This window comes from Dehalococcoidia bacterium, assembly GCA_041653995.1.
Lineage (GTDB): Bacteria > Chloroflexota > Dehalococcoidia > GIF9 > UBA5629 > CAIMUM01.
On record JBAZEK010000005.1, the window covers coordinates 54877 to 79400 of the forward strand.

The 24524-nt window shown below is 57.9% G+C and carries 19 protein-coding genes; 16 read left to right on the plus strand and 3 right to left on the minus strand.

The window, feature by feature from the left end; translation table 11 throughout:
- The first annotated feature begins 284 nt into the window (after positions 1-284).
- The 12 genes from WC359_12075 (at position 285) to wecB (ending at position 16690) form a co-directional block, all read left to right on the plus strand.
- On the plus strand, positions 285-4067 hold the full coding sequence (locus tag WC359_12075; GenBank protein MFA5401174.1) for a hypothetical protein: 3783 nt from the start codon (positions 285-287) through the stop codon (positions 4065-4067).
- Between the two features lie 277 nt (positions 4068-4344).
- Positions 4345-5361 carry a CARDB domain-containing protein gene (locus WC359_12080; protein MFA5401175.1) on the plus strand — a complete coding sequence of 339 codons (1017 nt, stop codon included), beginning with the start codon at positions 4345-4347 and terminating at the stop codon, positions 5359-5361.
- Positions 5362-5425: 64 nt separating this feature from the next.
- Positions 5426-7027, plus strand: coding sequence for a CARDB domain-containing protein (locus WC359_12085; protein ID MFA5401176.1), 1602 nt, complete (start codon positions 5426-5428; stop codon positions 7025-7027).
- 190 nt (positions 7028-7217) lie between these two features.
- Positions 7218-8183, plus strand: a complete 966-nt coding sequence (locus tag WC359_12090; protein MFA5401177.1) for a CARDB domain-containing protein — start codon at positions 7218-7220, stop codon at positions 8181-8183.
- A gap of 174 nt (positions 8184-8357) precedes the next feature.
- A complete protein-coding gene (locus tag WC359_12095) occupies positions 8358-10358 on the plus strand; it encodes a hypothetical protein (GenBank protein ID MFA5401178.1) in 2001 nt (666 codons plus the stop codon).
- A 462-nt stretch (positions 10359-10820) separates the two neighbouring features.
- Positions 10821-12125, plus strand: a complete 1305-nt coding sequence (locus tag WC359_12100) for a nucleotide sugar dehydrogenase (GenBank protein MFA5401179.1) — start codon at positions 10821-10823, stop codon at positions 12123-12125.
- A complete protein-coding gene (locus WC359_12105) occupies positions 12126-13724 on the plus strand; it encodes a Gfo/Idh/MocA family oxidoreductase (GenBank protein MFA5401180.1) in 1599 nt (532 codons plus the stop codon). It begins immediately after the preceding gene.
- Entirely contained in the window at positions 13721-14830 is a 1110-nt protein-coding gene (locus WC359_12110) for a DegT/DnrJ/EryC1/StrS family aminotransferase (GenBank protein MFA5401181.1), read from the plus strand. Before WC359_12105 ends, WC359_12110 begins: the two co-directional genes overlap by 4 nt.
- A gap of 79 nt (positions 14831-14909) precedes the next feature.
- A complete protein-coding gene (locus WC359_12115; GenBank protein MFA5401182.1) occupies positions 14910-15092 on the plus strand; it encodes a hypothetical protein in 183 nt (60 codons plus the stop codon).
- Positions 15093-15099: 7 nt separating this feature from the next.
- Positions 15100-15324 (plus strand): type II toxin-antitoxin system HicB family antitoxin, encoded by a 225-nt coding sequence (locus WC359_12120; GenBank protein ID MFA5401183.1) that lies wholly within the window; start codon positions 15100-15102, stop codon positions 15322-15324.
- Positions 15321-15542 carry a type II toxin-antitoxin system HicA family toxin gene (locus tag WC359_12125; GenBank protein ID MFA5401184.1) on the plus strand — a complete coding sequence of 74 codons (222 nt, stop codon included), beginning with the start codon at positions 15321-15323 and terminating at the stop codon, positions 15540-15542. The genes WC359_12120 and WC359_12125 overlap by 4 nt, the downstream gene beginning before the upstream one ends.
- Positions 15539-16690, plus strand: coding sequence for a UDP-N-acetylglucosamine 2-epimerase (non-hydrolyzing) (wecB, locus tag WC359_12130; protein ID MFA5401185.1), 1152 nt, complete (start codon positions 15539-15541; stop codon positions 16688-16690). The genes WC359_12125 and wecB overlap by 4 nt, the downstream gene beginning before the upstream one ends.
- Here wecB and WC359_12135 read toward each other — a convergent pair.
- From WC359_12135 to WC359_12145, 3 genes are all read right to left on the minus strand, one after another.
- Complete coding sequence (locus tag WC359_12135; protein MFA5401186.1) at positions 16674-17141, minus strand: protealysin inhibitor emfourin; 468 nt, start codon at positions 17139-17141, stop codon at positions 16674-16676. The two genes, wecB and WC359_12135, sit on opposite strands and share 17 nt — an antisense overlap.
- 122 nt (positions 17142-17263) lie before the next feature.
- The gene (locus tag WC359_12140; protein MFA5401187.1) at positions 17264-18619 is read right to left on the minus strand and encodes a DUF2341 domain-containing protein; all 1356 of its coding nucleotides are present in this window, start codon (positions 18617-18619) and stop codon (positions 17264-17266) included.
- Between the two features lie 142 nt (positions 18620-18761).
- On the minus strand, positions 18762-20531 hold the full coding sequence (locus tag WC359_12145; protein ID MFA5401188.1) for a hypothetical protein: 1770 nt from the start codon (positions 20529-20531) through the stop codon (positions 18762-18764).
- A 251-nt stretch (positions 20532-20782) separates the two neighbouring features.
- On the opposite strand from WC359_12145, the gene WC359_12150 reads away from it, so the two are divergent.
- The 4 genes from WC359_12150 to WC359_12165 all read left to right on the plus strand — a co-directional run bounded on the left by WC359_12150 (position 20783) and on the right by WC359_12165 (position 24505).
- A complete protein-coding gene (locus tag WC359_12150) occupies positions 20783-21745 on the plus strand; it encodes a glycosyltransferase family 2 protein (protein ID MFA5401189.1) in 963 nt (320 codons plus the stop codon).
- A 41-nt stretch (positions 21746-21786) separates the two neighbouring features.
- Positions 21787-22509, plus strand: coding sequence for a GNAT family N-acetyltransferase (locus WC359_12155; protein ID MFA5401190.1), 723 nt, complete (start codon positions 21787-21789; stop codon positions 22507-22509).
- A gap of 80 nt (positions 22510-22589) precedes the next feature.
- Positions 22590-23603 (plus strand): GDP-mannose 4,6-dehydratase, encoded by a 1014-nt coding sequence (locus tag WC359_12160; GenBank protein MFA5401191.1) that lies wholly within the window; start codon positions 22590-22592, stop codon positions 23601-23603.
- An 11-nt stretch (positions 23604-23614) separates the two neighbouring features.
- On the plus strand, positions 23615-24505 hold the full coding sequence (locus WC359_12165) for a class I SAM-dependent methyltransferase (protein ID MFA5401192.1): 891 nt from the start codon (positions 23615-23617) through the stop codon (positions 24503-24505).
- Positions 24506-24524 lie beyond the last annotated feature (19 nt).

Below are 24524 nucleotides of genomic sequence, written 5' to 3' on the forward strand. Positions count from 1 at the left end.
GATGTGCAACCGAAAAGGCTGCGGTTTCCTGTACGCGTTGCCGCGGCAATAAGAAAGATCTGCCCTGGTCCCGGGGCGCAGCGTCCGACACGAGGGGGACAGCCGTAGTCAGGCCGGCTTTAAATGACCTGCAGGGCCGCCGCCGCCGTAACGGTGGGGGTTGCCTGGAAAAAACCTCCCGCAAGAGGTCGAAAATTTTGCGCGGAGGTTCCCGGAGGGATAAGTCCGGGGCCGTAAAACAGCCCTGAGTGGGCTTACCGGGTTTAAAAAAATCAGGAGGAATAATGAAAACAAGGTTTCCAAGCATTCTTGGAGTTTTCGCAGCTATATTGATGGTTGCCTCCTTCGTGGTACCGGTCAATATCGCAGCGCCGTCAGCGGTGTCTGCGGACCCGGGCATCATGAAGTGGGACACCGTCTCGACCCCGATGTCGGTATCGGGAAAGAACGACATCCTTAATGAAAAGGACGTCACCATCGGTAACTTTAACGGCATGGGCAGCAGCATTAACGGCATGGCCGCCGGCAACGACGGCATGACCATCGCCTTCATCGACCGCACGTGGTTTGACCGTGTGTCCGCGGGCGTAGTCACGGCCGTAGCCCCGACCAGCACCACGGTCGGTGTGAATAACAACCCCGCTGCTGAGTGGGCTCTGTATCCCAACGGTGGATATTTCACCGGCCTTTACTACAGCACCAACTCAGGCATCGCTGCCACCATCACCCGCGACCTGGCCCTGGTGCGCAGCCCCAACTTCCCCGGCGGCGCCAACCTGTTCCAGGTTGCCATCGCCCCTGACGACCCCAAAGTCATGGCCGTCACCTCCGACGTTGGTTCAGTGGGTGCCGTTGCCGCGGGCACCGGCCCCGTCAACATCTGGTACTCCTCCGACGGCGGCAACAACTGGGACCTGGCTTTTGCGGGTTATGACTTCGCAACCGCGACCTACACACTGGGAGCAGGCACGACCATCCGCTGTCTCGACATCTCTATAGACTACGGCGGAAAGCGTGACATCGGTTTCGGCACCGTCACCGCTGCCGGCACCGGCGCCTGGTATGTCAGGTCTTCCACCGGTTTCACCACCTGGAACCAGCAGCTCAGCCCGTGGAGCGGCGCTGCTGCTATTGACACCGGTATCTATGCCCTCAAATTCTCGCCGACCTACAGCGGCGACTCCGCGGTAGCGCTGGTCTACTCCGTCCCCGCAGCCACCTACTTCAACGTAGCCATGCGCGACCTCAACATGAACACTACTACAGCCTACGGCTACACATTCCCGGGCGTCGTAGTAGCCAACCCGACGGGACCGGCTCCCGCCGGCAATGCCGTGCTGAGGAACGTATCCCTGCAGCTTCCGTCCGACTTCTCCGGACAGTCGGCCTCGTTGCGCAGGGCATACATCAGCCTTGACGTCAACAGCATAGTATTGAACAGTGGTATCTATCGTGTCGACGACACAACCATCTACACCCTGATGGACACCACCACTATCGCTGACAAGCGCATCTACTCCATCGCATACTTCGGCACCTATGCCAGCGGCAAACTGCTGGCAGGCGAGCGCTTCGGCTTCTCCTGCTCGGCGACCGTGCCCACCTGGTTCACGGACTCGCCGACCACCTGTCCCATCCCGTGCTGGTACCCGGCCCTTAAGCCGACCACCGGCGCCGCCAACATAGCCTGCGCAGCAGCCAAGACCGGCGATGGCGCAGCTATCGTCGCCTGGAACGCCGACGGCTCACTGGGCTACGCAGCCACCGGCTCGCAGCCTGCCGAGGCTTTCGGCACACCCTGGTATCTCCAGCAGTATGCAATCCCGGTAGTCAACGACGAGTCTGCATTCGCCATCTCCCGCAACAACGGCGAGACCTGGAACCAGCTCGTCCTGATCAACACCACCATCGATTGGTTCAACGACGTGGCGGTAGCGCCCGATTGCACCACCATCTACCTGGCCTCGTCCAACACCAATCTTGGCCTCACCACCTGTAACTCGTTTGACAGCGTGTGGCGCGCCACCATCAATCCCAACGTGGCTGCCCCGCTGCCCGCGGTTCCCCCGCTGGGCACCTACTGGGAGCGCGTGTACGCACGCCCGACCTCCCTCATGACCTGCCCTCCGGGACCGCAGAGCGACCTGCCCATACTGAGGGTCGTCCCGTCCTGCACCGACAAGCCTGACGGCGAGATCGTCGGCTGGGCCGCGCAGAATACAAGGGCAATGGCCTGGTCTCCGGACTACGGCGATTACTGGGCGACAGTCACACCGCGCTTCGCCATCCAGGACTTCGCCTTCGAGACCAGCACCACCATGTACACCGTTAACGGATCAGGCATGGTCCAGAGGCTGCCCTACACCGGCACCGCCTGGTCCACCAACCTGCCCACCTACCAGTCCAACCTCGAGACCACCCACACCATCGTGGCTGTTCCCGACGGTAAAGTACTGGTCGGCGCAGGCGCAGTCTCATCCTACCCGGTGGCCTACTCCGCCGATAAGGGCGTGAGCTTCACCTCCGGCTCCGAGTCCATCTCCGGCCACGGTCAAGAGCATGTCATTTTCGACGTGGACTTCAAGAACAACAGCTTCATCTACGTCGGCGATGACGCCCTGGCCGCCACCGGCATGGGCACCGTCTATCGCAACACGGCTCCTTCGTTCCAGAGGTGGGTCGACAACGACATGATGGCAGCCGCCAACGGCAACGCCTACATCTTCGCCGCCGAGCCGCTGCTGGCATGGCCTGCACCCGCCATCAACCCGCCGCACATCGTCGGCCAGTTCGGCCTGGTCCAGGCCTGGACAGGCGATCCCCAGCCGGCGCTGTACAGCGCGCATGACAACATCACTACCTCGGTCCTGATGGACAACAGCGCCGTCTGCCGCACACTCAAGCCGCGCGACGGCATGCCCAAGCCGGGCATCGGCTGGGATTGTCTCGACATCTTTGCGCCCATCACCACTGCCGGCGTAAAGTTCACGCTCGAGCCGACCTCGCTCAAATACTGCGGCTGCTGCACTCTCGACACCAACACCACCCTCTACGCCATCGATGACGAGAGCGGCAACTGGCTCTATGCTGCAGGTCTGAGGGTTAACTACAATGCCGCAAGGCTCCTCGGCCGCATGTGGAACTTCCCGCAGTACATCGCCGCACTCGATCTCACCGGATTCGGCTATGCGCCGACTATCAGGCGCGGCATGCTCTGGGCTTACACCGACTGTCTGGCCAAGAAAGGCCCGATCCTGAAGAGCCCGGCTGATCAGTACCTGGTGGGCGCCGACCCGGTAACGGGCCGCAACCAGCAGGTGGACCTGGCCTGGGAACAGCTCTGTCTGTCAACCTGGTACCAGCTCCAGATCGCCAAGGACGCCGCGTTCACACTGAGGGTCAATCCTGCGGTGAGCAACGCAGGCGCCATCTCCACCGTGACCGGATCGATCCTGATGCAGATGGACGCCACCAACATGACTTCACCGGCCGCCTGGATAGCTCCGGGTGCGCTGCCTGAAGCCGGCGCCATCTACTACTGGAGGGTCCGCTCCGCACGTTCAGCCACGCAGCAGTTCGCTGCCAGCCCGTGGTCTGAGGTTCGCAGCTTCACCGTCAAGGCGGGATTCATCGTCAACACCCCGTACTACGGCGTACAGTTGCTGGCCCCCAACAACGGCTGCCTCGGCTGCAAAGTAAAGCCGGCCTCCTTCTCATGGAGCCCCTGGAAAGAGGCGACCAAGTATCAGTTCGACCTCGCCAAGGATCCTGAGTTCAAGAGCCTGGTCGTAACCGCCACCACCACCACCACCGGTTACGAATACGACGGCACCCTGGACTACAGCACCAATTACTTCTGGCGTGTGAAGGCCCTGGAAGTCAACGGCCAGAACATCCCGAGTGATTGGTCCGCCACCTTCAGCATGCAGACAGAAGCAGCTCCGGAACCGCCGGCGCCTGCTCCTTCAGAGCCTGCAACCCCGCTGTGGGTCTGGGTCATCATCGCCATCGGCGCCATCCTCGTGATCGTCACCCTCATCCTCATCTTCAAAACCCGCAGGGTGTAATCACCACCACACAGGCACTCGATAGCAAAGGAGGGGCGGCGCAAGCCGCCCCTCCTCCTTTTTCCCCGGTCATTGCGAGGCCGAAGGCCGTGGCAATCCTGTATAGCCGCAATCACGCACAAGATTGCTTCGTCACTGCGTTCCTCGCAATGACAATGTATAAAAGGGGCTCGCAATGACAACGTAATAAATAGCGCTCTCAATGACCGGAGAATAAAACATCATTGACAATGCCTTGCCCCTGAAATATGATGAATAAAAAAATGCGGGTGGTTTCATGCGTAAATTGTTTGTCTTATCAGTTCTTTTGATCGTCGCAGCCGGCTGTGTCAAAGTCAATCCCGAGGTGGTTGCCCCGGCGGACCCGGCCGCCATGTCGCTTTCGGAGGTGACCACCGCGGCCGTGGTGGACGCCCAGGGCCAGGCCATGGGCGTGGCAAGGGAGGACTTCAACGCCGATACCCCCACCATCTATCTGTCCGCCCGCATCAACAATGCGCCTGAGGATACGCTGGTCACCGCCGCCTGGCTGTTTTTCAAGGACGGCAACAACAGGGAGGTCAACCGGCCGCTGTACGATGATTCCATCACGCTCAAGGGCACCCGTTATTTCTCCTTCGGCCACCCGCCTCCCTCGGGAGGGGCCTGGGAGACCGGCCAGTACATCATTAAAGTAATTGTCAACGGCAAAGAGTACGCCAACGCCCGTTTCAAGATCAAGGCGCCGCAGAAGGCCGACGTGCCCGCGCCCACCATCACCTTTTTCAAGGCCGAGCCGGAGGCCATCACCTGGGGCCAGGCCGTGGTGCTGAGCTGGAGCACGACCGCCGCAACGAAGGTGGACCTCAGCGCGGTGGGCAATGTCCAGTCCGTGGGCAACAAAATAGTCTCCCCGGCCGTCAGCCAGGAGTATGTGCTGACCGCCACCAACTCCGTGGGCACGACCACCAAGAAGGTATTCGTGGAGGTGACCTCGTTCACCACCGACAAACCGGAGCTGGTCGTGGTGGACTTCTGGGTGTCGGGGGACAAGGCCTATTACAAGATCAGGAACGTGGGCGGCGCCGAGGCCAGGGAAACCCGTACAGGCCTTTACGTCAACGGCCTGGCCGCGGACCAGAGCAGGGTGGAGATACTGGCGCCGGGCCAGGAGAGGAGCTATGCCTTCCCTATATTGAAATGGACCTACGGCACGCAGCGCACCTATAAAATACCGGTCAGGGTCTGCGCCGACGATTATAACAATATCAGCGAATACGATAAGGCCAATAACTGCCTGGTGCTCAACTGGTGATTCCTTGACACCCTTATAGCCGTCCCTTATCATTACAGCATCACGCTGACCGGAGGTGGTTCCCATGAGCAGATACCGTTATTTTATTTCAGCTTTATTATTGATAGTCACACTGATAGCTGTGCCGGGCTGCGTCAAGGTCAGGGTGGCCGACCAGAACGGCCCTTCGGCCGCGGTCAGCGATGCCACGCTGGCCAACGCGGTTGACAGGGACGGGCGTCCGATCAACGCCTCCACCACATTCCTGGTCAATGCCGAGGTGATCTACCTCTCGGTCAGGTTGAATAACGCGCCCGCCAACACGCAGGTGCTGGTCAAGCTCACTTACCTGGGCGGCGAGGTCCCCAACCTGGCCAACACCACCATGTACAACAACACACAGACCGGACAGGGCACGGGCTATCTGGCCTTTGCCATGAACCCGCCGCCGGGCGGCTTCCCCCAGGGCGACTATACGGTATCGGTCACGGCCAACGGACAGGAGGTGACCAGCACGCCTTTCAAGGTCGAAAACCTGGCGGCGCAGAAGGGCTGGCCGCGCATCAACAAATTCTCGGCTTCGCCCACCACGGTGCCGCAGGGTCAGTCGGTCACGCTTACCTGGGATATCAGCGACGCCACCCGCATCAGCCTGCAGCCTGAGATCGGCTCCATACCGGCCGTGGGAACGCGCAGCGTGACGCCCATGGTGACCACCACCTACCAGGTGACCGCCTCCAACGACGCCGGGGCCACCAAGAGCGAGGCGACGGTCTACGTGACCGCGCCGCTGGCCGGGCAGCCGGACCTGACCGTTTTACAAGCCTGGCTGGAAGGGAAGATGATATATTACAGGATCAAGAACGCGGGCAAGATCGATTCCCCCCAGACCTATTCGCGCCTGTACGTGGACAACCTGTTCCCGCCCATGGGCGGGGAGAGCTTCGTGGACGTATTGAAGCCCGGCCAGGAGAAGGTGCTCAACTTCTCCAGCTACGAATGGCCGTACGGAGCGGACACGGGCGGGATGGGGTCATGGAACCCCGATGTGGACGTTGTCTATGACCCCAGCATCCAGAACCACACGGTCAAGGTGTGCGCCGACGCCAAAGACCAGGCCACCGAGACCAATGAGAATAACAACTGCATATACAAGATCTGGGGCAACCTGTGGAACTACGACCTGCTGCCCATAGCGCACCTGCCCACCTACTACAACAGCTGGGACAGGCTCGATTATACCGAGGGGCTGACCGAGGGCGACAGTAAGGGCGCCCACATCAAGATGTCGGACGGCTCGCTGGAGATGGTGCCCGAGGCCAAGCCGCAGGGATTTATCCGCGGCAAATGGGGCATCTTCTATATGGACCCCTACGGCGTGACAAGGGTCTACCGCATACTCGTCCCGCCCAAGCTGCATTTTAAAGCGAGAGTCGGGCTTTCCAACTACGCCACGGGCAGCGACGGGGTCACCTTCAAGCTCGGCTTCCTGGACTCCACCGACACGCTGCGCTGGCTGGGTGAAAAGAAGATGACTGTGCCGGGGCAATTCGAGGACTGGGACCTGGACCTGAGCGACCAGCAGGGCGCTCTGGGGTTCTTCCTGCTGCAGGTGGACGCCGGCAACAGCTACGCCAAAGACTACGCCATCTGGAAGGAAGCCAGGCTGATCCAGGTCAGCGACTAGAGTTGCAGGCAAAACCGGTACATTAGAGCGTGACCTGTCATTGCGAGCGAAGCGAAGCAATCCTGTGTGTGATTGCGAGTACGCAGGATTGCCGCGTCGCCTGCGGCTCCTCGCAATGACGAAGTGAAAATAGGGCTCTCAATGGAGGGGTGGAAACAGCGCCCTTAATAATGCTGGAAGGTTAAATGCGATGAAAACGATTAAGTGCCTGCTGGTCCTTGCTCTTGTGCTGCTATCCCTGTCCGCCTGTGCCGCGCGTCCCGCCGCGGTCTTCACCACGCTGGTCGACTCCGACGGTCGCCCGCTCAACAGCGCCACGGTCTTCAGCGTGGATACGCCGCGCATCATCTGCTCGGTGGGCACGGCGGGCCTTCCCGTCACGGGGGAGCTCAGCGCCGCATGGCTTTACGGCGGCAGCGACGGGTGGAAAACGATTAAAGAGGAGACTCTGGCCGTAGCCGGCGGACCCTACCTCATATTTCCGGCCGACGCGCCCGTCACCGGCTGGGTTCCCGGCGAATACATTGTGAAGCTTTACCTGGACGGCCGGGAGGTATCGTCGGCCGGGTTCACCGTGCGGCTGTCACCGGATGTTGCCCTGCCCGTGATCAGCAACTTCTCGGCGGTGCCCGACAGCATCACGGCCGGTCAGTCGCTGACATTGAGCTGGAACGTGAGGGACGCCAGCAGCGTTGTCATCCAGCCCGGCATCGGCGCCGTCAGCGCCGGCGGCAGCAGGCTGGTCAGCCCCGCGGCCGACACGACCTACACGCTGACCGCGCTCAACAGCGGCGGGTCCTCCATGAAGTCCGTCAGCGTCACCGTGCTTCCCTTCCCGACCACACACGCTTCGCTGACTGCGATCGACCTTTTCCGCGAGGCGCGCATGGTATATTACACGGTGAGCAATACGGGTGACGCAAAGTCCCTGGCGTCGAGCTCAGAGCTGTATGTGGGCAAGAACGTGGCGGCGACAGGTTACATACCCCCCATGGCGCCGGGCGAGACCAGGACGCTGGTCTTCGGCGCTTACAGCTGGGGCTACTCTTCCGATATGGCGGCCACTGTTTGCGTGGATGCCGGCGGCGAAAACGGGCCGGCCGGCACGGAAGGAAAATGCCTTACCAGAGTATTGCCCGGCGTAAGGGTTTTCTGATTACAGGTTGGGATTCAGTGGCGGGATTTTATTAATTCGGCATTGCCGGTTTTTATTAATTCGTCATTGCGAGCGGAGCGAAGCAATCTTGTGCGTGATTGCGTGTATACAGGATTGCCGCGTCGCCTGCGGCTCCTCGCAATGACCGAAAGAATTTCAAGGAGGTAGTATCACATGACGTGTGAAGCCAAGAGCTGTCCTTTCAAAGCCAACCGCCCCCTCATAGTCTCCCTGCTCGTCTCGCTGGGGCTATCCATCCTCTTCTCGGCTTTTCCCTTCCTGGCGGCGCTGGCGCTGGACAAGTCCGGCCTGGGGCTGGCCCTGTTCATGACGTGGTACTTCCTCTTCCCGCCGCTGGTCATCTTCCTGGTGACGCTCTGGATCAACGCCCGCCAACCGTTCTGGCTGCGCACGCTGGGAACGGTCTGGCTGAGCCTCGCCGTATGGTTCCTGCTGCAGTACCTGCTGTCGGCGCTGGCCGGGCTGAGCGTGATAGTCCGCCTGCTGGCCATGCCGGCCGCGTTCACCGGCAATTCCCTGCCCTTCCTGGTCGCGGGCCTGATACCGGCGGCGGCCGGGGTCATCCTCTACGCATTGGGGCCCCGTGCGGCCAGGCCGAAAGACAGGCCTGCGCTGGCCTGGAGCGCCCTGGGCCTGCTGCTGGTCATCTCGCTGATACTGGCGCCCATCTCGGTGATCGCCACATCCACCCCGCCCGTCAAGAGCGCCGATCCAGCATCAGTCCCCTCGCAAAACCGCATCATGAAACTGATCGGCGACGTCTATACCATAGGCGAGCGCAGGCCGGGCTCGCAGGCCGACCAGGCCGCCATCGTCTACCTGCGGATGATGCTGGAGCTGTCAGGCTTCAAGCAGGTCTATGTCGAGAAGTGCAATTTCGACTACTGGGAGCCTGTGAAGTGGGGCGTGACGGTGCAGCCGGGCACGGAGGCGTCCTGGCAGCCCGAGTCCTTCTACGTGCCCTACAGCGGTCCCGCCGAATGGGGCGGCAGCGAGGCCGAGGTCGTTTACCTGGGCAATATCTCAAAACCCGACTGGCAGGATATCGAGAATAAAATAGTCCTTGTGGATATACCGCCTACCGATGTGAGCTGGGACCAGATGAAGCTCTTCAGCTACATGGCCTACGAGCCTGAAAACGCACTCAAAGGCTGGGGGCATCCCTATCCCATCGGCTGGATGATGAAATACATATCCTTCTACAAACAGGCAGAGGCGCGGCATCCCGCCGGCATCATCGGCATACTGCGCGGCTACCCTGAGATGGGCAAATTCACCTACTACGCCCCCTATGACGGAGAGATGAGAAGCATACCCGGCATGTACCTGATGGAGGAGGCGGGGGACAAGCTCAAGGCGCAGGTGGCCGCCGGAAAGACCACCGTTAGAATAGAGCTGGATGCCAGGACCGCCCCCGGCGCGGGCGAGAGCGCCAACGTTTACGGGGTGCTGCCCGGCCGCAGCGAGGACGCCATTATTTTCCACTCGCACCACGATTCGCCCTGGAGGAGCGGTGTGGAGGACAGCAGCGGCGTCGGCATGGTGCTGGCGCTGGCCGGCTATTACGCGCAGGTCCCCGAATCCGAAAGGCCCTTCACCATGATCTTCCTCTTCACCGGGGGACATATGGTGGGCGGGGCGACCAACGATGTATTCATCGAGAAACACAGGGACGGCATCATGAAGCAGGCGCTTTACGATATCGCCATCGAGCATATCTCGGACGACTACGTGCCGCCGGCCGAGCCGGCGGGCGGCGCCGAGCCGCGCGGCGTTTTCATCACGGAGAACCCGGTCACGGTCAGCCTGTATGCCGCATCGGTGGCCGATGCCGGGCTTACGCGCACGCTGGTCTTCCCCACCGGAACGCCGCTGGGCGTGCCCACCGATGCGCAGCATTTCGGACGCGCCGGCCTGCCCGTGGTCAGCCTGATCAGCGGTCCCGTGTGGCTGTTCGACGACGACGATACCATGGAGCGCGTGCACAGGCCGTCGCTGGAGCCCATGGCGCGGATGTATATCGACTTCGTCAGCCGCCTGGCCGCCACGCCTGCCTTCCTGCTGCGTTTCAATATCACCTGGCCGCTTCTGGCGCTGCTGCTGGCGGTCATGAGCGTGCTGGCGGCCTTTTTCCTGGCGTATCGAAAAGAATAGCGTCATTGCGAGGCCGAAGGCCGCGGCAATCCGGTGCACGCGCAATCACGCACAAGATTGCTTCGTCACTGCGTTCCTCGCAATGACATGTTCAGGGTCGCTCGCAATGACCGGACAGCAAACAGTCATTGCGAGGCCGAAGGCCGCGGCAATCCGGTGTACGCGCAATAACGCACAAGATTGCTTCGTCACTGCGTTCCTCGCAATGACATTTTTGACGGGCGCAATGACATGTTCAGGGTCGCTCGCAATGACCGGACAGCAAACAGTCATTGCGAGGAGCCGAATGCGACGTGGCAATCCGGTGTACGCGCAATAACGCACAAGATTGCTTCGTCACTGCGTTCCTCGCAATGACATTTTCGGGGGCGCTCGCAATGACATGTTCTCGCCGAACTTGTCTAATACATGCGAGGCGTATAAAATACCGCATGCGTCTGTCTAAAAGGACGCCTGTCTGAAATGGCTCAACTCGAAGGTAAATTACGCGACAAATCCGCGGTCGTGGCCGTGATAGGGTTGGGATACGTGGGCCTGCCGCTGGCGGCGGCCTTCGCGTCCGCCGGGTTCAAAGTGCTGGGCATCGACCTGCAGCAGAGGCGCGTGGACCTGGTCAACCGCGGGCGGTCGTATAAAGCGGGCGTGGACGAGAAGATGCTGGGCAAACTGGTGCGCTCCCGCAAACTGACGGCCTTCACCGACCACTCGAAGCTGAAGCAGGCCGACGTGGTGTGCGTTTGCGTGCCCACGCCGCTCACGCGCACGCGCAAGCCCGACCTTTCGCACATCAACTACGAGGCGGAGCAGGTATCGCGCTATCTCAAGAAAGGGCAGCTGGTCGTGCTGGAGAGCACCACCTTCCCCGGCACCACGCGCGAGGTGATGCTGCCCGTGCTGGAGAGGTCGGGGCTGAAGGCGGGGCGCGACTTTTTCCTGGCCTTCTCACCCGGCAGGTCCGACCCGGGCGGCGCCGCGCGCCAGATGCGGTCCATACCCAAGATAGTGGGCGGCATCGACGCCGGATCGTCCCGGCTGGCCTGCCTGCTGTACGGCAGCGTGGCCGACAGCGTTCAGCCCGTATCCTCCGCCGAGGTGGCGGAGATGACCAAGGTCTTCGAGAACGTATTCCGCAGCGTAAACGTGGCGCTGGTCAACGAGCTGGCGCAGCTCTGCGACAAGATGGGCATCAGCGTATGGGAGGTGATACGGGCGGCGGCCTCCAAGCCCTTCGGCTACATGCCCTTTTACCCCGGGCCGGGCACGGGCGGCCACAGCATACCGCTCGACCCCTACTACCTGGCGGACAAAGCGCTGGAGTACGACTTCCACACGCGTTTCATCGAGCTGGCCGCCGACATCAACGAGTCCATGCCCGGCTACGTGGCCGCGCAGGTCACGGCGGCGCTCAACAGCCGCGACATCAGCCTGGGCGGAGCGAGGATACTGGCCCTGGGGGCGGCCTATAAAAAAGACGTGGCGGACGTGCATGCCTCGCCCTGCGTCAAGCTGATCGCCATACTGCAGCAGAGGGGCGCCCGCGTGGACTATCACGATCCCTACGTCCCGCAGATACAATTGCCCTCCGGCGCGAAGGCCGCGGTAAAGCTCGATTACGGCTCGCTCAAGAAATACGACTGCGTTGTGATCGCCACCGACCACAGCGCCTATGATTATGTAAAAATAGCCGGCAACGCGCGGCTGGTTTTCGACGCCCGCGGCGCCACCCGCGAGATGCGCGGCAAAAATATCGTCAGGCTGGGGGAATAAATGGCTGACACAGATAAAATCGCCCGCAACATAGCCGTAGTGGGCAGCGGATACTGGGGCAAGAACCTGGTGCGCAACTTCGCCGAGCTGGGCGCGCTGCATACCATCTGCGACACCGATCCCGCGGTCACGGGCAAGTTCAAGGGGCAGTACCCGTATTTAAAAGTCTGCGGCGATTACCGCCATGTGCTGCAGGACGACGAGGTCAAGGGCGTGGTGATCGCCGCGCCGGCCGTGCTGCACCATCCCATGGCCAGGGCCGCGCTGGAGGCGGGCAAGGACGCCTTCGTGGAGAAGCCGCTGGCGCTTAAAATAGAGCAGGGGCGGGAGCTGGTGGAACTGGCGGATAAACTGGGGCGGATACTGATGGTGGGGCACCTGCTGGAGTACCATCCCGTGGTGCTCAGGCTCAAGCAGATGGTGGACGCGGGCGAGCTGGGCAAGATCGAGTACCTCTATTCCAACCGGCTGAACCTGGGCAAGCTGCGCACGGAGGAGAACGTGCTGTGGAGCTTCGCGCCGCACGACATCTCCGTGATGCTGCTGCTGGCCGGCGACATGCCGCAGGAGGTGTCCGCGCACGGCGGCTACTACCTGCACCGCGACATCGCCGACGTGACCATGACCAATTTCAGCTTTAAAAGCGGCATCAGGGCGCACATCTTCGTGAGCTGGCTGCACCCCTACAAAGAGCAGCGGCTGGTGGTGGTGGGCGATAAAAAGATGGCCGTCTTCAACGACACCGAGCCGAAGGACAAGCTGCTGATCTACGACCACGAGATAGAGTGGATAGAGCACAGGCCGGTGCCGCATCAGAAGCAGGCGCGCGTGGTGGAGGTCGAGATGCAGGAGCCGCTCAAACTCGAGTGTCGGGATTTCATTCAATCGATCGAGACGCGCGGACGTCCGCGCGTGGACGGGCGCAATGGGCTGCAGGTGCTGGAGGTGCTCTCGTACTGCCAGCAGTCGCTGGAGCAGGGCGGGCGCGCCGTGGCCTGCGGGGCTGAAGACGGGGACTATTTCGCGCATGAGACCAGCCTGGTGGAGGGCCCGGTTGAGGTGGGCAAAGGCACCAAAATCTGGCATTTCGCGCACGTGATGCCGGATGTGAAGATAGGCAAAGGCTGCAACATCGGGCAGAACGTATATATCGGCAAAGGCGTAATCATGGGGGACAACGTCAAGGTGCAGAACAACGTCTCGGTCTACGAGGGCGTAGTGCTGGAGGACGACGTGTTCTGCGGACCCTCCTGCGTCTTCACCAACGTGTTCAATCCGCGCAGCCACGTATCGCGCAAGCATGAGTACCGTCCCACGATGGTCAGGCGCGGCGCGACCATCGGGGCCAACGCCACCATCGTGTGCGGCAACACCATCGGCCGCTACGCCTTCATCGGGGCGGGCGCCGTGGTCACCAAAGACGTACCCGACCACGCCATGTATTACGGCAATCCCGCGCGTCAGAACGGCTGGGTCTGCAACTGCGGCGTCAAGCTCGATTTCGGCCGTTCGCAGTCGGCCGACTGCCCGTCCTGCGGCAGGCGCTACAAAAAGCGGGGCGCGAAAGACAGCGAGAAGGTAACGGAGGAAGCAGCATGAGCATACCCATGGTCGACCTCAAGGCGCAGTACGCCTCGCTCAAGGAGGAGATCGACGGGGCGGTGCGGCGCGTGATCGAGAACGCGCAATTTATAGGCGGCCCCGAGCTGGAGGCCTTCGAGAGTGAAATAGGCGGCTATTGCGGGACGTCCCATGCCGTGGGCGTGGCCAACGGCACCGAGGCTTTGCAGCTGGCGCTGCTGGCCTGCGGGATAAAGCCGGGCGACGAGGTAATCACAACACCCTTCACCTTCATCGCCACGGCCGAGGCCATCACGCAGTGCGGCGCCGCTCCGGTCTTCGCGGATATCGACCCCGTCACATATAACATCGATCCCTCGCTGATCGAGGCGAAGATCACACCCAGGACGCGCTGCATCATGTTGGTGCACCTTTACGGGCACCCGGCGGACATGGACCCTATCATGGAGATCGCGAAAAAGCGCGGCCTGAAGGTGATCGAGGACTGTGCTCAGGCGCTGGGCGCCGCGTACTCAGGCGCCAAAGTCGGCTCCATCGGCGACGCCGGCTGCCTGAGCTTTTTCCCCAGCAAGGTGCTGGGGGCCTACGGCGACGGCGGCATGGTGGTGACCAATGACGCTGGGGTGGCGGAGAACCTGAGGATGCTGCGCAACCACGGCGCGAAGCAGAAATACTATCACCTTGTGCCCGGCTTCAACAGCCGCCTGGACGGGCTGCAGGCGGCCGTATTGCGCGTCAAGCTCAGGCGTCTGGACGATTGGATAGCGCAGCGGCGGCGCGTGGCCGCGCTGTACGCGAAATATCTGGGAGAAATCCCGTATGTGACGGCGCCGCACGAGAAAACGGGCAGCCGCCACTGCTACAACTACTACACCGTCAGGCTGAAGGCCGGGACGGACCGCGGCGCATTGCAGAAGAGCCTGAGCGAAAAGGGAGTATCCAGCATGGTCTATTATCCCGTCTCGCTGCACCTGCAGGCGGTCTACGCCGCGCAGGGCGGCGTGAAGGGCGATTTCCCCGTGAGCGAGAAGGCGCAGGACGAGGTGCTGTCACTGCCCATCTACCCGGAGATGACGGAGGAGCAGGTGAGACAGGTGGCGGAGGCCGTCGGCAGTTCGCAATAAACGGTGATTACAGATTGATCTCTGTCAACGGCAGGACAAATGCATTATAATGACCGGTAGAATCTGGAACAGATCTACGATGAGCATGATTAAGGATTTAACGCTGGATGACCTTGAACAACTGATAGAGCAAAAAATGCTCGAGTTCTTTGGTGACCCCGATTCAGGCCTGGTTCTAAGGACCAAATTCAGAAAAGAGTTAGAGCGCAGGATGAAGAATCCCCACGAGGAGACTGCGCATCAAGAGGTAGCAGGCAGGTAGAGAGCATATGACGAGAAAGTTTAAAGTCATCCTGGAGCCAAATGAACTTGGTGGTTATACCGCGATAGTACCCCTGCTGCCGGGTTGTATCAGTGAAGGCGATTCCAGAGGGGAAGCTCTGGCGAACATCAAGGAGGCAATTGAGCTATATATAGAGAGCCTCATAGCCGATGGTGAGCCCATTCCAACGGGCGAAAAGACAGAGGAGGCATTCGTAGAGGTCACTGCTTGAAACTGCCGCGGACCGGCGGCAAGCAGGCTGTGGAGGCCTTGCTCAGGAGGGGATTCATCATTCATCGCATCCGGGGCAGCCATTATATTTTGAAACACAGTTCAACCGGCTGCAGAGTCACGGTTCCCTATCACCGACGCGAACTGGCGCCTAAAACCCTGCTTTCCATCCTGAGGCAGGCGGGGATATCGGTTGAGGAGTTCATTAAATTGATATGAGAATCACACTGGTAGCCGCGGCGCGTCCCAACTTCATGAAGATCGCCCCGTTGATACGGGCCTTCGACAGGCACAACGCGAATATCTCCCGCCTGAATCCTGATCTCAATCTTAATCCCAAGATCGATTACATGCTGGTGCACACCGGCCAGCATTACGACTACCAGATGTCGCAGGTCTTTTTCGAGGACCTGAATCTGACGCGGCCCGATATACACCTGGGGGTGGGCTCGGGCACGCATGCCTGGCAGACCGGCAGCGCAATGATGGAGTTCGAGAAGGTGCTGCTGAGGGCCAGTCCGGATTTAGTGGTGGTGGTGGGGGACGTGAACTCCACGCTGGCGGCGGCGCTGGCGGCGGTCAAGCTGCACATACCGGTGGCGCACGTGGAGGCGGGGGTGCGCACGGGGGACATGGGCATGCCGGAGGAGGTAAACCGCCGGCTGACCGACCACATCTCGCAGTACCTTTTCACGACCTCGAAGTACGATGACGCCGAGCTGAAAAAAGAGGGAGTACCCGCCGGCAGGATCCACCGCGTGGGCAACATCATGGCGGACAGCCTTGTCATGGGCAGGGAGAGCGCCGGGCGTTCGGAGGTTTTGAACAGGCTGGGCGTGAAGGACGGGGGGTACGCGCTGCTGACGCTGCACCGTCCCGCCAACGTAGACGAGCGGGAGAAGCTGAAATTAATAATCTCCAGGATAGAGGAGGTTTCGCGCAAAATACCGGTGGTCTTTCCTGCACATCCGCGCACGCTCAAGAACCTGCTCGAATTCGGGCTGGACAGGCCGGCGTCCAGCATCATACTCACGACGCCGCTGGGCTACAGCGACATGCTCAGGCTGGAGATGGGGGCGAGGTTCATCATAACCGATTCGGGCGGTGTGCAGGTGGAGGCGGCGGTGCTGGGTGTGCCCTGCCTGACCGTGATGGACCATCTGGTGTGGCGCATCACGCATGAAGCGGGCGGGAACAGGCTGGTGGGCAGCGACTGCGCCGGACTGGCGCGGGAGGCCGCTAAAATCCTCAAATCCCGCCCTAAATCTGAATCTAAATCTAAATCTGAATCTAAATCTCGTATTCCCCTCTGGGATGGACATACGGCTGATAGAATAGTCTCAGTGCTGATTAAGGCTGCGAAATGACGCCCGCTATCGAGACGAGCATGATGCACTGGTCGAGTTCCCTGATCAAAGGTATCAGCGGGTCGGGCATGGCGTTGGAATAGACCGTCACGCGGTGCTTTTTGCCCTCCGCCGAATAATTTATACAGTATTTGATGACGTCCGCCTGCGAGTTGCCCGGGTATTCTTCCGGCAGGGCGAAGAAGCCGGCCTGCTCAAAGGCCTGCTCGATTTTACCCAGTTTAAGCGACAGCACCTGGCACCTGTGAAGGTCGCCGTTTTTCCCCACCAGCTCGCAATCGCCGCCTTCGTATATGCTGAGCGTGTCCCCCATATTGCTCAATCCTCCGCTGCGCTGATAAACGATATAGGGATCGCCCGGTCGGTCCGGCGTGGTTATTGGAGCAGCGGAGGTAGTATTATCGGACTGAGAGCAGCCCGCAAATATAACGGCTGCCGTCAGTAATAACAAGCAACCTGCGCTGAATACTCGATGACTCGGCGTAATCTTTCTCCACCCAGGATTACCGTAATTATTCGTCTTAGATCAATATATCAGCATTACGCACACAATGTCAATTACGACTATTATTATCACAGGGCGCACAGCTGCAGGCGGTGGAAGTAAGCGCCTTTGACTGTGTCGTATTCGAGCTGGTAACCGCTGACGCGGTACAGAGTATCCTGGTTGGCGACGGTATCGATGACCGCCAGCACGTCCCACAGCTCCAATCCGCAGTGCGGGGGAATGACGATCTCCGCCCTGCGGCCGTCAAGGCGGCATTTGGCCAGCATGGCGGCTGCCACCGCTGCGGCCACGGCGGCTGTGGGGATGGCGGGGTCGTGGTGGGCATCCGTGCGCTCGCCGACCAGGTCGACCTCGGCCTGGGCCACGGCGGCGCCGGACACCTGCCCTCCCGCGGCGTCCATGCCGACCACGAAGGCCCGGTTGATTTCGGGGGCCTCTTCGGAGTAAACGCCCGAGAGGATGACGTGGTAATCGGGGGGCGGCGTAGGTAGATATTCCTCAGTTCCGAAGCTGCTCCAGGCGGGCTCGCTGGGGGTCCATTTGCGGACGATGAGATTATCAATATTTATGTCACCGGAAGCAGCCGAATTGTAAATCCATATAATGCCGTTCGCTGCGGCTGAGGCTTCTTGCGCCGCGGCTATCCGCTTAACCACACCGTCTCGCACCATATCATACGTGTTGGCATCGTAGTCAAAATTCCTGTACTCGAATAGATACCATGTGCTATGGCTCAAGGCTTCAACCGTGTGGTACGAGCCGTCATAAAACATCCAGTTCTCCGTGCCTGTAAAGAGAGCATACATCCGACTGCCGGCGTCACCATGCCACACAATCGGGGCACCCGCATCGGTTTTTATCATCCTCATCTGTATGGCGATAGAGGAGGATGCTGCACGATTTATCCGGGCTTGCGCAGTCCCTCCCACCCACCGTCCCGACCGGGTTGATCCAGCGCCGGGCCAGTATATTGCCGTATCTATTTCCACGTTAGTAACAGTACCCCAGCTACCACCTACCGGGTCTCCATCACTGCCCCTCTCAAAGTCGTCAAAAGCAATAAAGGTATCTGTCCCGCTGCTCTCTGAGCTTGCTCCCGCATTACCGTAGTACATGTAGATGGTGGCGGCGGCCGGGGACGCGGCGATCGAAGGTATCTTTATCCAGATAGTGGCCAGCCGGTTGGGGGTCGTGCCCGTGACGCTCTCGATCCAGTAAGGGCAGAGGGTGACGCCGTCGGAGGTGGTGAAGCGCAGGTCGTCAAAGGAACTGAGGACGTGCCCGGCGCAATCGACCTGCTCACCGGATGCGCCGGCGCTCTCGCCGACCAGCAATTTCAACTGATAATCGGACTGGGCCCCATCGGCAGAAGGGGCGATGACTATCGCCTTTCTATAGGACCAGCCGGTTAACCAGGCCATTATTCACCTCCTGAACCATAATGTCATTGCGAGGCCTCTTCCTTCTTCGTCATTGCGAGGAGCCGCAGGCGACGCGGCAATCCTGTGTAGCGTTATTTCCCTACACCAGATTGCTTCGCTACGCTCGCAATGACATGGTATGCTACATCGGGAACTTCAAATAATAGGACGCGGTATCCGTAGCCTGGGGATAGACGATATATCCGGTGAGGCCGACAAAATAAATCACGTCGGGCACCAGGGCAAGGAGCTGGCGAAGAACAACGGCGGCGTTCTCCCCTGTGTGTACCTCGAAGCGGGGATAGGTGCCGGTGATACCGGCGCTGCGTGACACGTAAGACAGGCTGCCGCCCACGGCCTGCACGACCTTTTCGATCAAATCATAGACGGTGCAGGTGTCCGTGTACTCGTTCCAGAACACGGGGCGGTTGAAAGAATAGCGCTGCAGCAGGCCCCAGGCATCGATGCAGCCGACGACCAGGCGGCTGACGCCGGGAGCCCGGGCGTAGGAGATACGCTCGACGGAGTATTTGCCGGCAACCGAATAAAGGTCGGCGGTGGCTCGGTAGCCGATGGAAAGCGTGAGCTGTGCGCCACGCTTCAATTTCCCCGCGGCCGACGCCGCACCGCCACCGATGCTGTTATATGTGCATCGGGAATTATCCAGTGTCACCTCCAGTGAAGATGGGGCATGGTCTTTGACGGTTTCTTTGACGGCGATGATATCCGCAGCGGGGACGGCGTAATCCGTTCCGGCACCGGCTCCGGGAGTCGGCGGGGCCCAGGAAGAGGGGATGGCGGTACGCCAGACCTGGTTGGGCGCTGCGGCGTAAAGATAGGCGCCGTCGCAGGCCAGGGCAAGGCCGTAAGTGGCGGTGACATCCAGCGGCCAGGCACGGGACCAGTCGGAATCCTTGAACAGAGTGCCCGGCTTAAGACGGTAGAACCAGGGAGTGTTGTCTTTGGCGAAGCTGAAGACGGCTCCCAGCGAAGCGTGATAGGTAAGATAGGGATCGTCGACGCCCAGGTTATCGACCGCCCTTTGCTGCATGATGGAGCTGACCTGCTCGTAGTAGGTGGGTACATAGCGGCCGGCACGACCGGTGCGGAACCGGCGCATATGCATGGCTGCGCTGAAGTCGACGCGGGCTTTATAGGAATTGATGAAGGTCCAGCCGGACCAGGTACCCGCTGCGTAAGAGCCGCCATCGCCGTAGACTCCCCTGGCCAGGCGGACGTAGGAGCCGTCCAGCAGCAGGGCGAGTATATTCCAGTCGCCGTTGTAGTACATGGCCAGGGCGGATACGGCATGGTCGCCGGAGATCTGCCCGAGGCCGGTGGACCAGGTCCACGATACCCGCTTCTGTATGTAAAGCGAAGTGGGATCGTTGAAATCGGTGGCATGCACCACGGCGACGTCACCGTTGGGCTTGAAGGCGGCAGCGCAGCCGCGTTCACAGGGGCGGGTATTGTTCATGGCGGTCCATGCGCCGAATGTAGCGCCGCTGTCGGTGCTCTTCTTATAGTAGAGGTAGACACCGTCGGAACTGAAAGCGATAACCTCCGTGCCTGCGGCGGCGATGGCGACGGGGGAGTTGGCCAGGCCACCACCCCACGAAGTCCACGACGTCCATGTATCGCCGGCGGACGGAGTGGTGACACGCTGGTAATAGATAGTGGCGCCGGCCCTGACGCGGCAGAGGGAGCCATCGGCGGGAATGGCCACGGAGTGCAGGCCGACCGGCGTGGAATCAGTCGGGGAAGTAAGGCGCTCCCAGGTGAAATCAGACCACTGCAGGGCGGAAGCGGACACAGCGGCCGGGTGGCCGAAGGCGGCGATATCTACTTTGATCAGCGGATTACGAGCTGGCTTACGTTGCTCGGCGATAAGGTCTGCTGAAAGGGTTCTCATACCCTTATGACCTACCCTGTGCCCAATCTACATATTTTCGGCCGGCATAATCCTGACGCATGATGTCTAAAATGATAGTTCGTATATGCTATGGAGGCAAAGACATAATGTCGCTCTCAAAAAAGTTCAAATATATATGTCAATGTATCAGCCGGTCGCATTATACCAGCCTTATTATGTTATGCAGTTATAAGTGCCCGAGTTTACAAATTGCTAATCAAGAGAATAAAATGACCGGAGATGCCGGGTAGTTGGCTGAGAATAAAATGAACAGTGATATTGATAGTAATTCAATGGAATTCTCAATCGTAATTCCTATATTGAACGAACAAGACAACATACCTGTGCTTCATAATCGCCTCACCAGCGTAATGCAGGGATTAGGCAAAGATTACGAAATCATCTATGTAGATGATGGCAGTTCTGACAACTCATATCAGCTACTTGTCGATTTACACGGCAAGGACAACCATATCAAGATTATAAGACTTACTCGTAATTTCGGTCAGCATCCTGCAATTTTGGCCGGATTTAAGATCACAAAGGGCCGGACTGTTATAACGATAGACGCTGACCTGCAGAATCCACCGGAGGAGATACCCAAGCTTATCGATAAATTAAATGAGGGATACGATATAGTATTTGGGGTATTCATGAAGCGCAAGCACAATCTTTTCAGGCGGGCCGGTTCGCAGTTTGCCAAATGGGTGCTCACGAGGGTAATACCCGTTGAAACGACGAGCCTGAGTGGCTTCAGGGCACTAAGGTCTTACACTGTCGATCATCTTAAGTTGTTGAACGAGACAAGCAAGTTTCTTGATGCATTACTCTGTTGGATGGGCTACAGGGTCGGGACAGTGGAAGTAGCACACGATGAGAGATTGAGCGGGAAAACCAAATACACACCATTGAAGCTAATCAGTCTCTGGCTTGATATGGTGATTTCCTTTACAGACGTTCCACTCCGGATTGCTATGCTGCTTGGCACAGTTTTTGGCATAATCGGCCTGTTGATGGCGATCGTCTATTTTATATGCTTTTTCGTATATAGATTCACCGTGCCCGGGTTCACTACGACGATAATCCTGATAACGATCTTCGCAGGCGTTCAATTACTATGCCTGGGCATTATCGGTGAATATATTGGTAGGATGAACATTCAAACTAAGAAAAGACCTGATTACATTATCAGAGAAAAAAAGGGCTGTGAATAATATTAGTTGCCCCGAAAACTAAAACAACAGGAATTCAGCGCTTGAGCATACAGATATCTGAGTGGGATACAAAACATTTTGGCTTTACAATTGCCAAATTGTCGCCCACCCTGGAAAAATCGAATATTGAAAAAGGCATACGAGCGGCCAGGATGCGGGGTGTAAAGTTGTTAATAAGCAGATGCCCTACTCATGCATTTGGATGGATACACGAGCTTGAACGAAGAAAATTCCAATTGATGGATACTCTCGTATATTACTCAATAGACCTCACCAAATATAAAATACCTGAGACGAAATACAGGGCAAGAGCGGCAACCGGTAAGGACAAGGAAATTGTGAGACAGATCGCGGAGGCATCTTTTACAGGATATATATCCCACTATCACTCGGATGACAAACTTGAAAGGCGAAAATGCCGTGAGCTTTATGAGCGATGGGCAGTCAACGCTTTCAATGATAAGAAGCTGGCTAATCACATATTAGTATCAGAGATAGACAAAATAGTAGTGGCCTTCCTTATAATTAAAATTAAGGATGACGGTAATACAGGTGATGTTATTCTAACTGCTGTCAATCCAACTGCGAGGGGGAAAGGGGTATATACAGATGCTGTAGTTCATGCATCGCGCTGGGTGAAGGAGCAGGGATGCAGCAAGATTGAGACACCAACTCAAATTACTAATATTTTTGTACAGAAGGCGTGGGCAAGCATTGGGGGTAATATTGACAGGTCCTATTACACATTCCATCTCTGGATATAATAGGAGAATACTTACGAAGCCGGATTACGCCTATAAACAAGCTTGGACACGCAGGAGGAGTTAATATTAAGACAATCTTAATCACAGGCGGCGCCGGTTTTATCGGCAGCAATTTTGTTAAATATATATTTGATAATTACACCGGCTGCCATATTATAGTGCTTGATGCTCTGACTTACGCCGGAAATATAGAAAACATCCCCCAAAATATCAAGAATGATAAGCGCTTTTCGTTCTGGTACGGGAACATCAGGAATGGGGAACTGGTCGGCGAGCTCGTTTCAAAGGCGGATACTGTTGTGCATTTTGCGGCCGAGTCCCATGTGGCCAGGTCAATATTCGATAACACCGTATTTTTTGAAACAGATGTACTGGGCACTCAGGTAATCACCAATGCCGTACTCAAATACCAGGATTCGATCGAACGGTTTATCCATATCTCAACTTCCGAAGTCTACGGGACCGCCCTATCAAGCCCTATGACAGAGGATCATCCCCTCAACCCACCCAGCCCCTATGCCGCTGCCAAGGCCGGAGCCGACAGGCTGGTATATTCTTACTGGTCAACTTACAACATACCTGCAATTATAATCCGTCCTTTCAATATGTACGGGCCGAACCAGCACCTGGAGAAAGCCATCCCTCGATTTATTACCAGCGCCCTGCTTGACGAACCGCTGACCATTCACGGCACCGGCGCGAATACGCGGGACTGGACATATGTAACCGATCTATGTATCGCTCTTGATAACGTACTGCAGTCGAGCATTGATAAAGTCAGGGGCCAGGTGTTCAATATCGGTTCTGGAAAGGACGTGTCCATTAAAAAGATCGCAGCTTTAATTATTGAAAAGCTGAACAAACCGAAATCCCTGATCACTCATATCGGTGACCGACCCGGACAGGTGATCCGGCATATTGCCAGTACGGCTAAAGCAAGCGAAACAATCGGCTGGAAGCCGACGGTAGAATTCGATGACGGCCTGGCCAGGACCATCGAATGGTACAGGCACAATCGCGATTGGTGGGTTAAACAGCTGTGGATGCGACATGTCCCCATTAAAACAAGGGATGGCAGGATCGAATATCATTAAAGCCAGTAAACATGAATTATTATTGCCCGAAATGCAAGCAAATCCTCTTAGCCGAAGGTGCAACATATATTTGTAATAAATGCGCCTGTAAATATTTCACGGTTGATGGATTCCCCTCGTTCATTGATCAGGATATGAGCGGGGACAGCTTCAATACAACCGCTTTTAAATTTCTCTTCGAAATGGAACAGAAGCATTTCTGGCACGTGGGGAGGAAAGAGATCATACTGGACGTCATCAGGAGGAGTATTACCTGCCCGGAAAAAATCCGCATGCTTGAAATAGGATGTGGTAATGGCAATGTCCTGGAGTTTTTAAGGCAAAATAATATTAATGCGGAAGGGTGTGATCTTTTCCTGGAAGGGCTCAAATTCTGCAGGCAGAGATCCGGCTCAGTACCCCTGTATCGAATAGACGTTCTTGCTCTGCCTTTTAAAGCGGAATATGAGGCCGTCGGGCTTTTCGATGTGCTTGAGCACATCGAAGATGATGTTAAAGCATTATGTGAGATCCACAGGGCTTTGAGACCGGGAGGATATCTAATTTTAACGGTGCCGGCTTATCAGTCTTTATGGAGCCGCCATGATGATACATCGCATCATATAAGGCGTTACTCCAAAAAAGCCTTGATGGCAAAACTGGAACACAGTGGTTTTTCAGTATCGCGAGTGACATTTTTCATGTTCTTCCTTTTTCCATTGCTGGCTTCCATCAGGCTGATCAGTCGAATATTTAATTTTGATAAGAATAAAAATAAAGGGATAAATGGTTCTCTGGAATATAAAACTATTCCTGTTATAAACGATATATTCCTTGCACTATTAAGACTGGAGAAATATTTAATCCGTAATATGGATTTGCCGTTCGGAGTTTCGCTAATTGCAGTAGTCCGAAGAGACTAGTAAATGGGCTTTTATAGTT

Bases quoted from the DNA above. Each gene is read 5' to 3' on its own strand.
- WC359_12075 (MFA5401174.1), top strand. From the start codon at position 285: ATGAAAACAAGGTTTCCAAGCATTCTTGGAGTTTTCGCAGCTATATTG.
- WC359_12080 (MFA5401175.1), top strand. From the start codon at position 4,345: ATGCGTAAATTGTTTGTCTTATCAGTTCTTTTGATCGTCGCAGCCGGC.
- WC359_12085 (MFA5401176.1), top strand. From the start codon at position 5,426: ATGAGCAGATACCGTTATTTTATTTCAGCTTTATTATTGATAGTCACA.
- WC359_12090 (MFA5401177.1), top strand. From the start codon at position 7,218: ATGAAAACGATTAAGTGCCTGCTGGTCCTTGCTCTTGTGCTGCTATCC.
- WC359_12095 (MFA5401178.1), top strand. From the start codon at position 8,358: ATGACGTGTGAAGCCAAGAGCTGTCCTTTCAAAGCCAACCGCCCCCTC.
- WC359_12100 (MFA5401179.1), top strand. From the start codon at position 10,821: ATGGCTCAACTCGAAGGTAAATTACGCGACAAATCCGCGGTCGTGGCC.
- WC359_12105 (MFA5401180.1), top strand. From the start codon at position 12,126: ATGGCTGACACAGATAAAATCGCCCGCAACATAGCCGTAGTGGGCAGC.
- WC359_12110 (MFA5401181.1), top strand. From the start codon at position 13,721: ATGAGCATACCCATGGTCGACCTCAAGGCGCAGTACGCCTCGCTCAAG.
- WC359_12115 (MFA5401182.1), top strand. From the start codon at position 14,910: ATGAGCATGATTAAGGATTTAACGCTGGATGACCTTGAACAACTGATA.
- WC359_12120 (MFA5401183.1), top strand. From the start codon at position 15,100: ATGACGAGAAAGTTTAAAGTCATCCTGGAGCCAAATGAACTTGGTGGT.
- wecB (MFA5401185.1), top strand. From the start codon at position 15,539: ATGAGAATCACACTGGTAGCCGCGGCGCGTCCCAACTTCATGAAGATC.
- WC359_12140 (MFA5401187.1), bottom strand. From the start codon at position 18,619: ATGGCCTGGTTAACCGGCTGGTCCTATAGAAAGGCGATAGTCATCGCC.
- WC359_12145 (MFA5401188.1), bottom strand. From the start codon at position 20,531: ATGAGAACCCTTTCAGCAGACCTTATCGCCGAGCAACGTAAGCCAGCT.
- WC359_12165 (MFA5401192.1), top strand. From the start codon at position 23,615: ATGAATTATTATTGCCCGAAATGCAAGCAAATCCTCTTAGCCGAAGGT.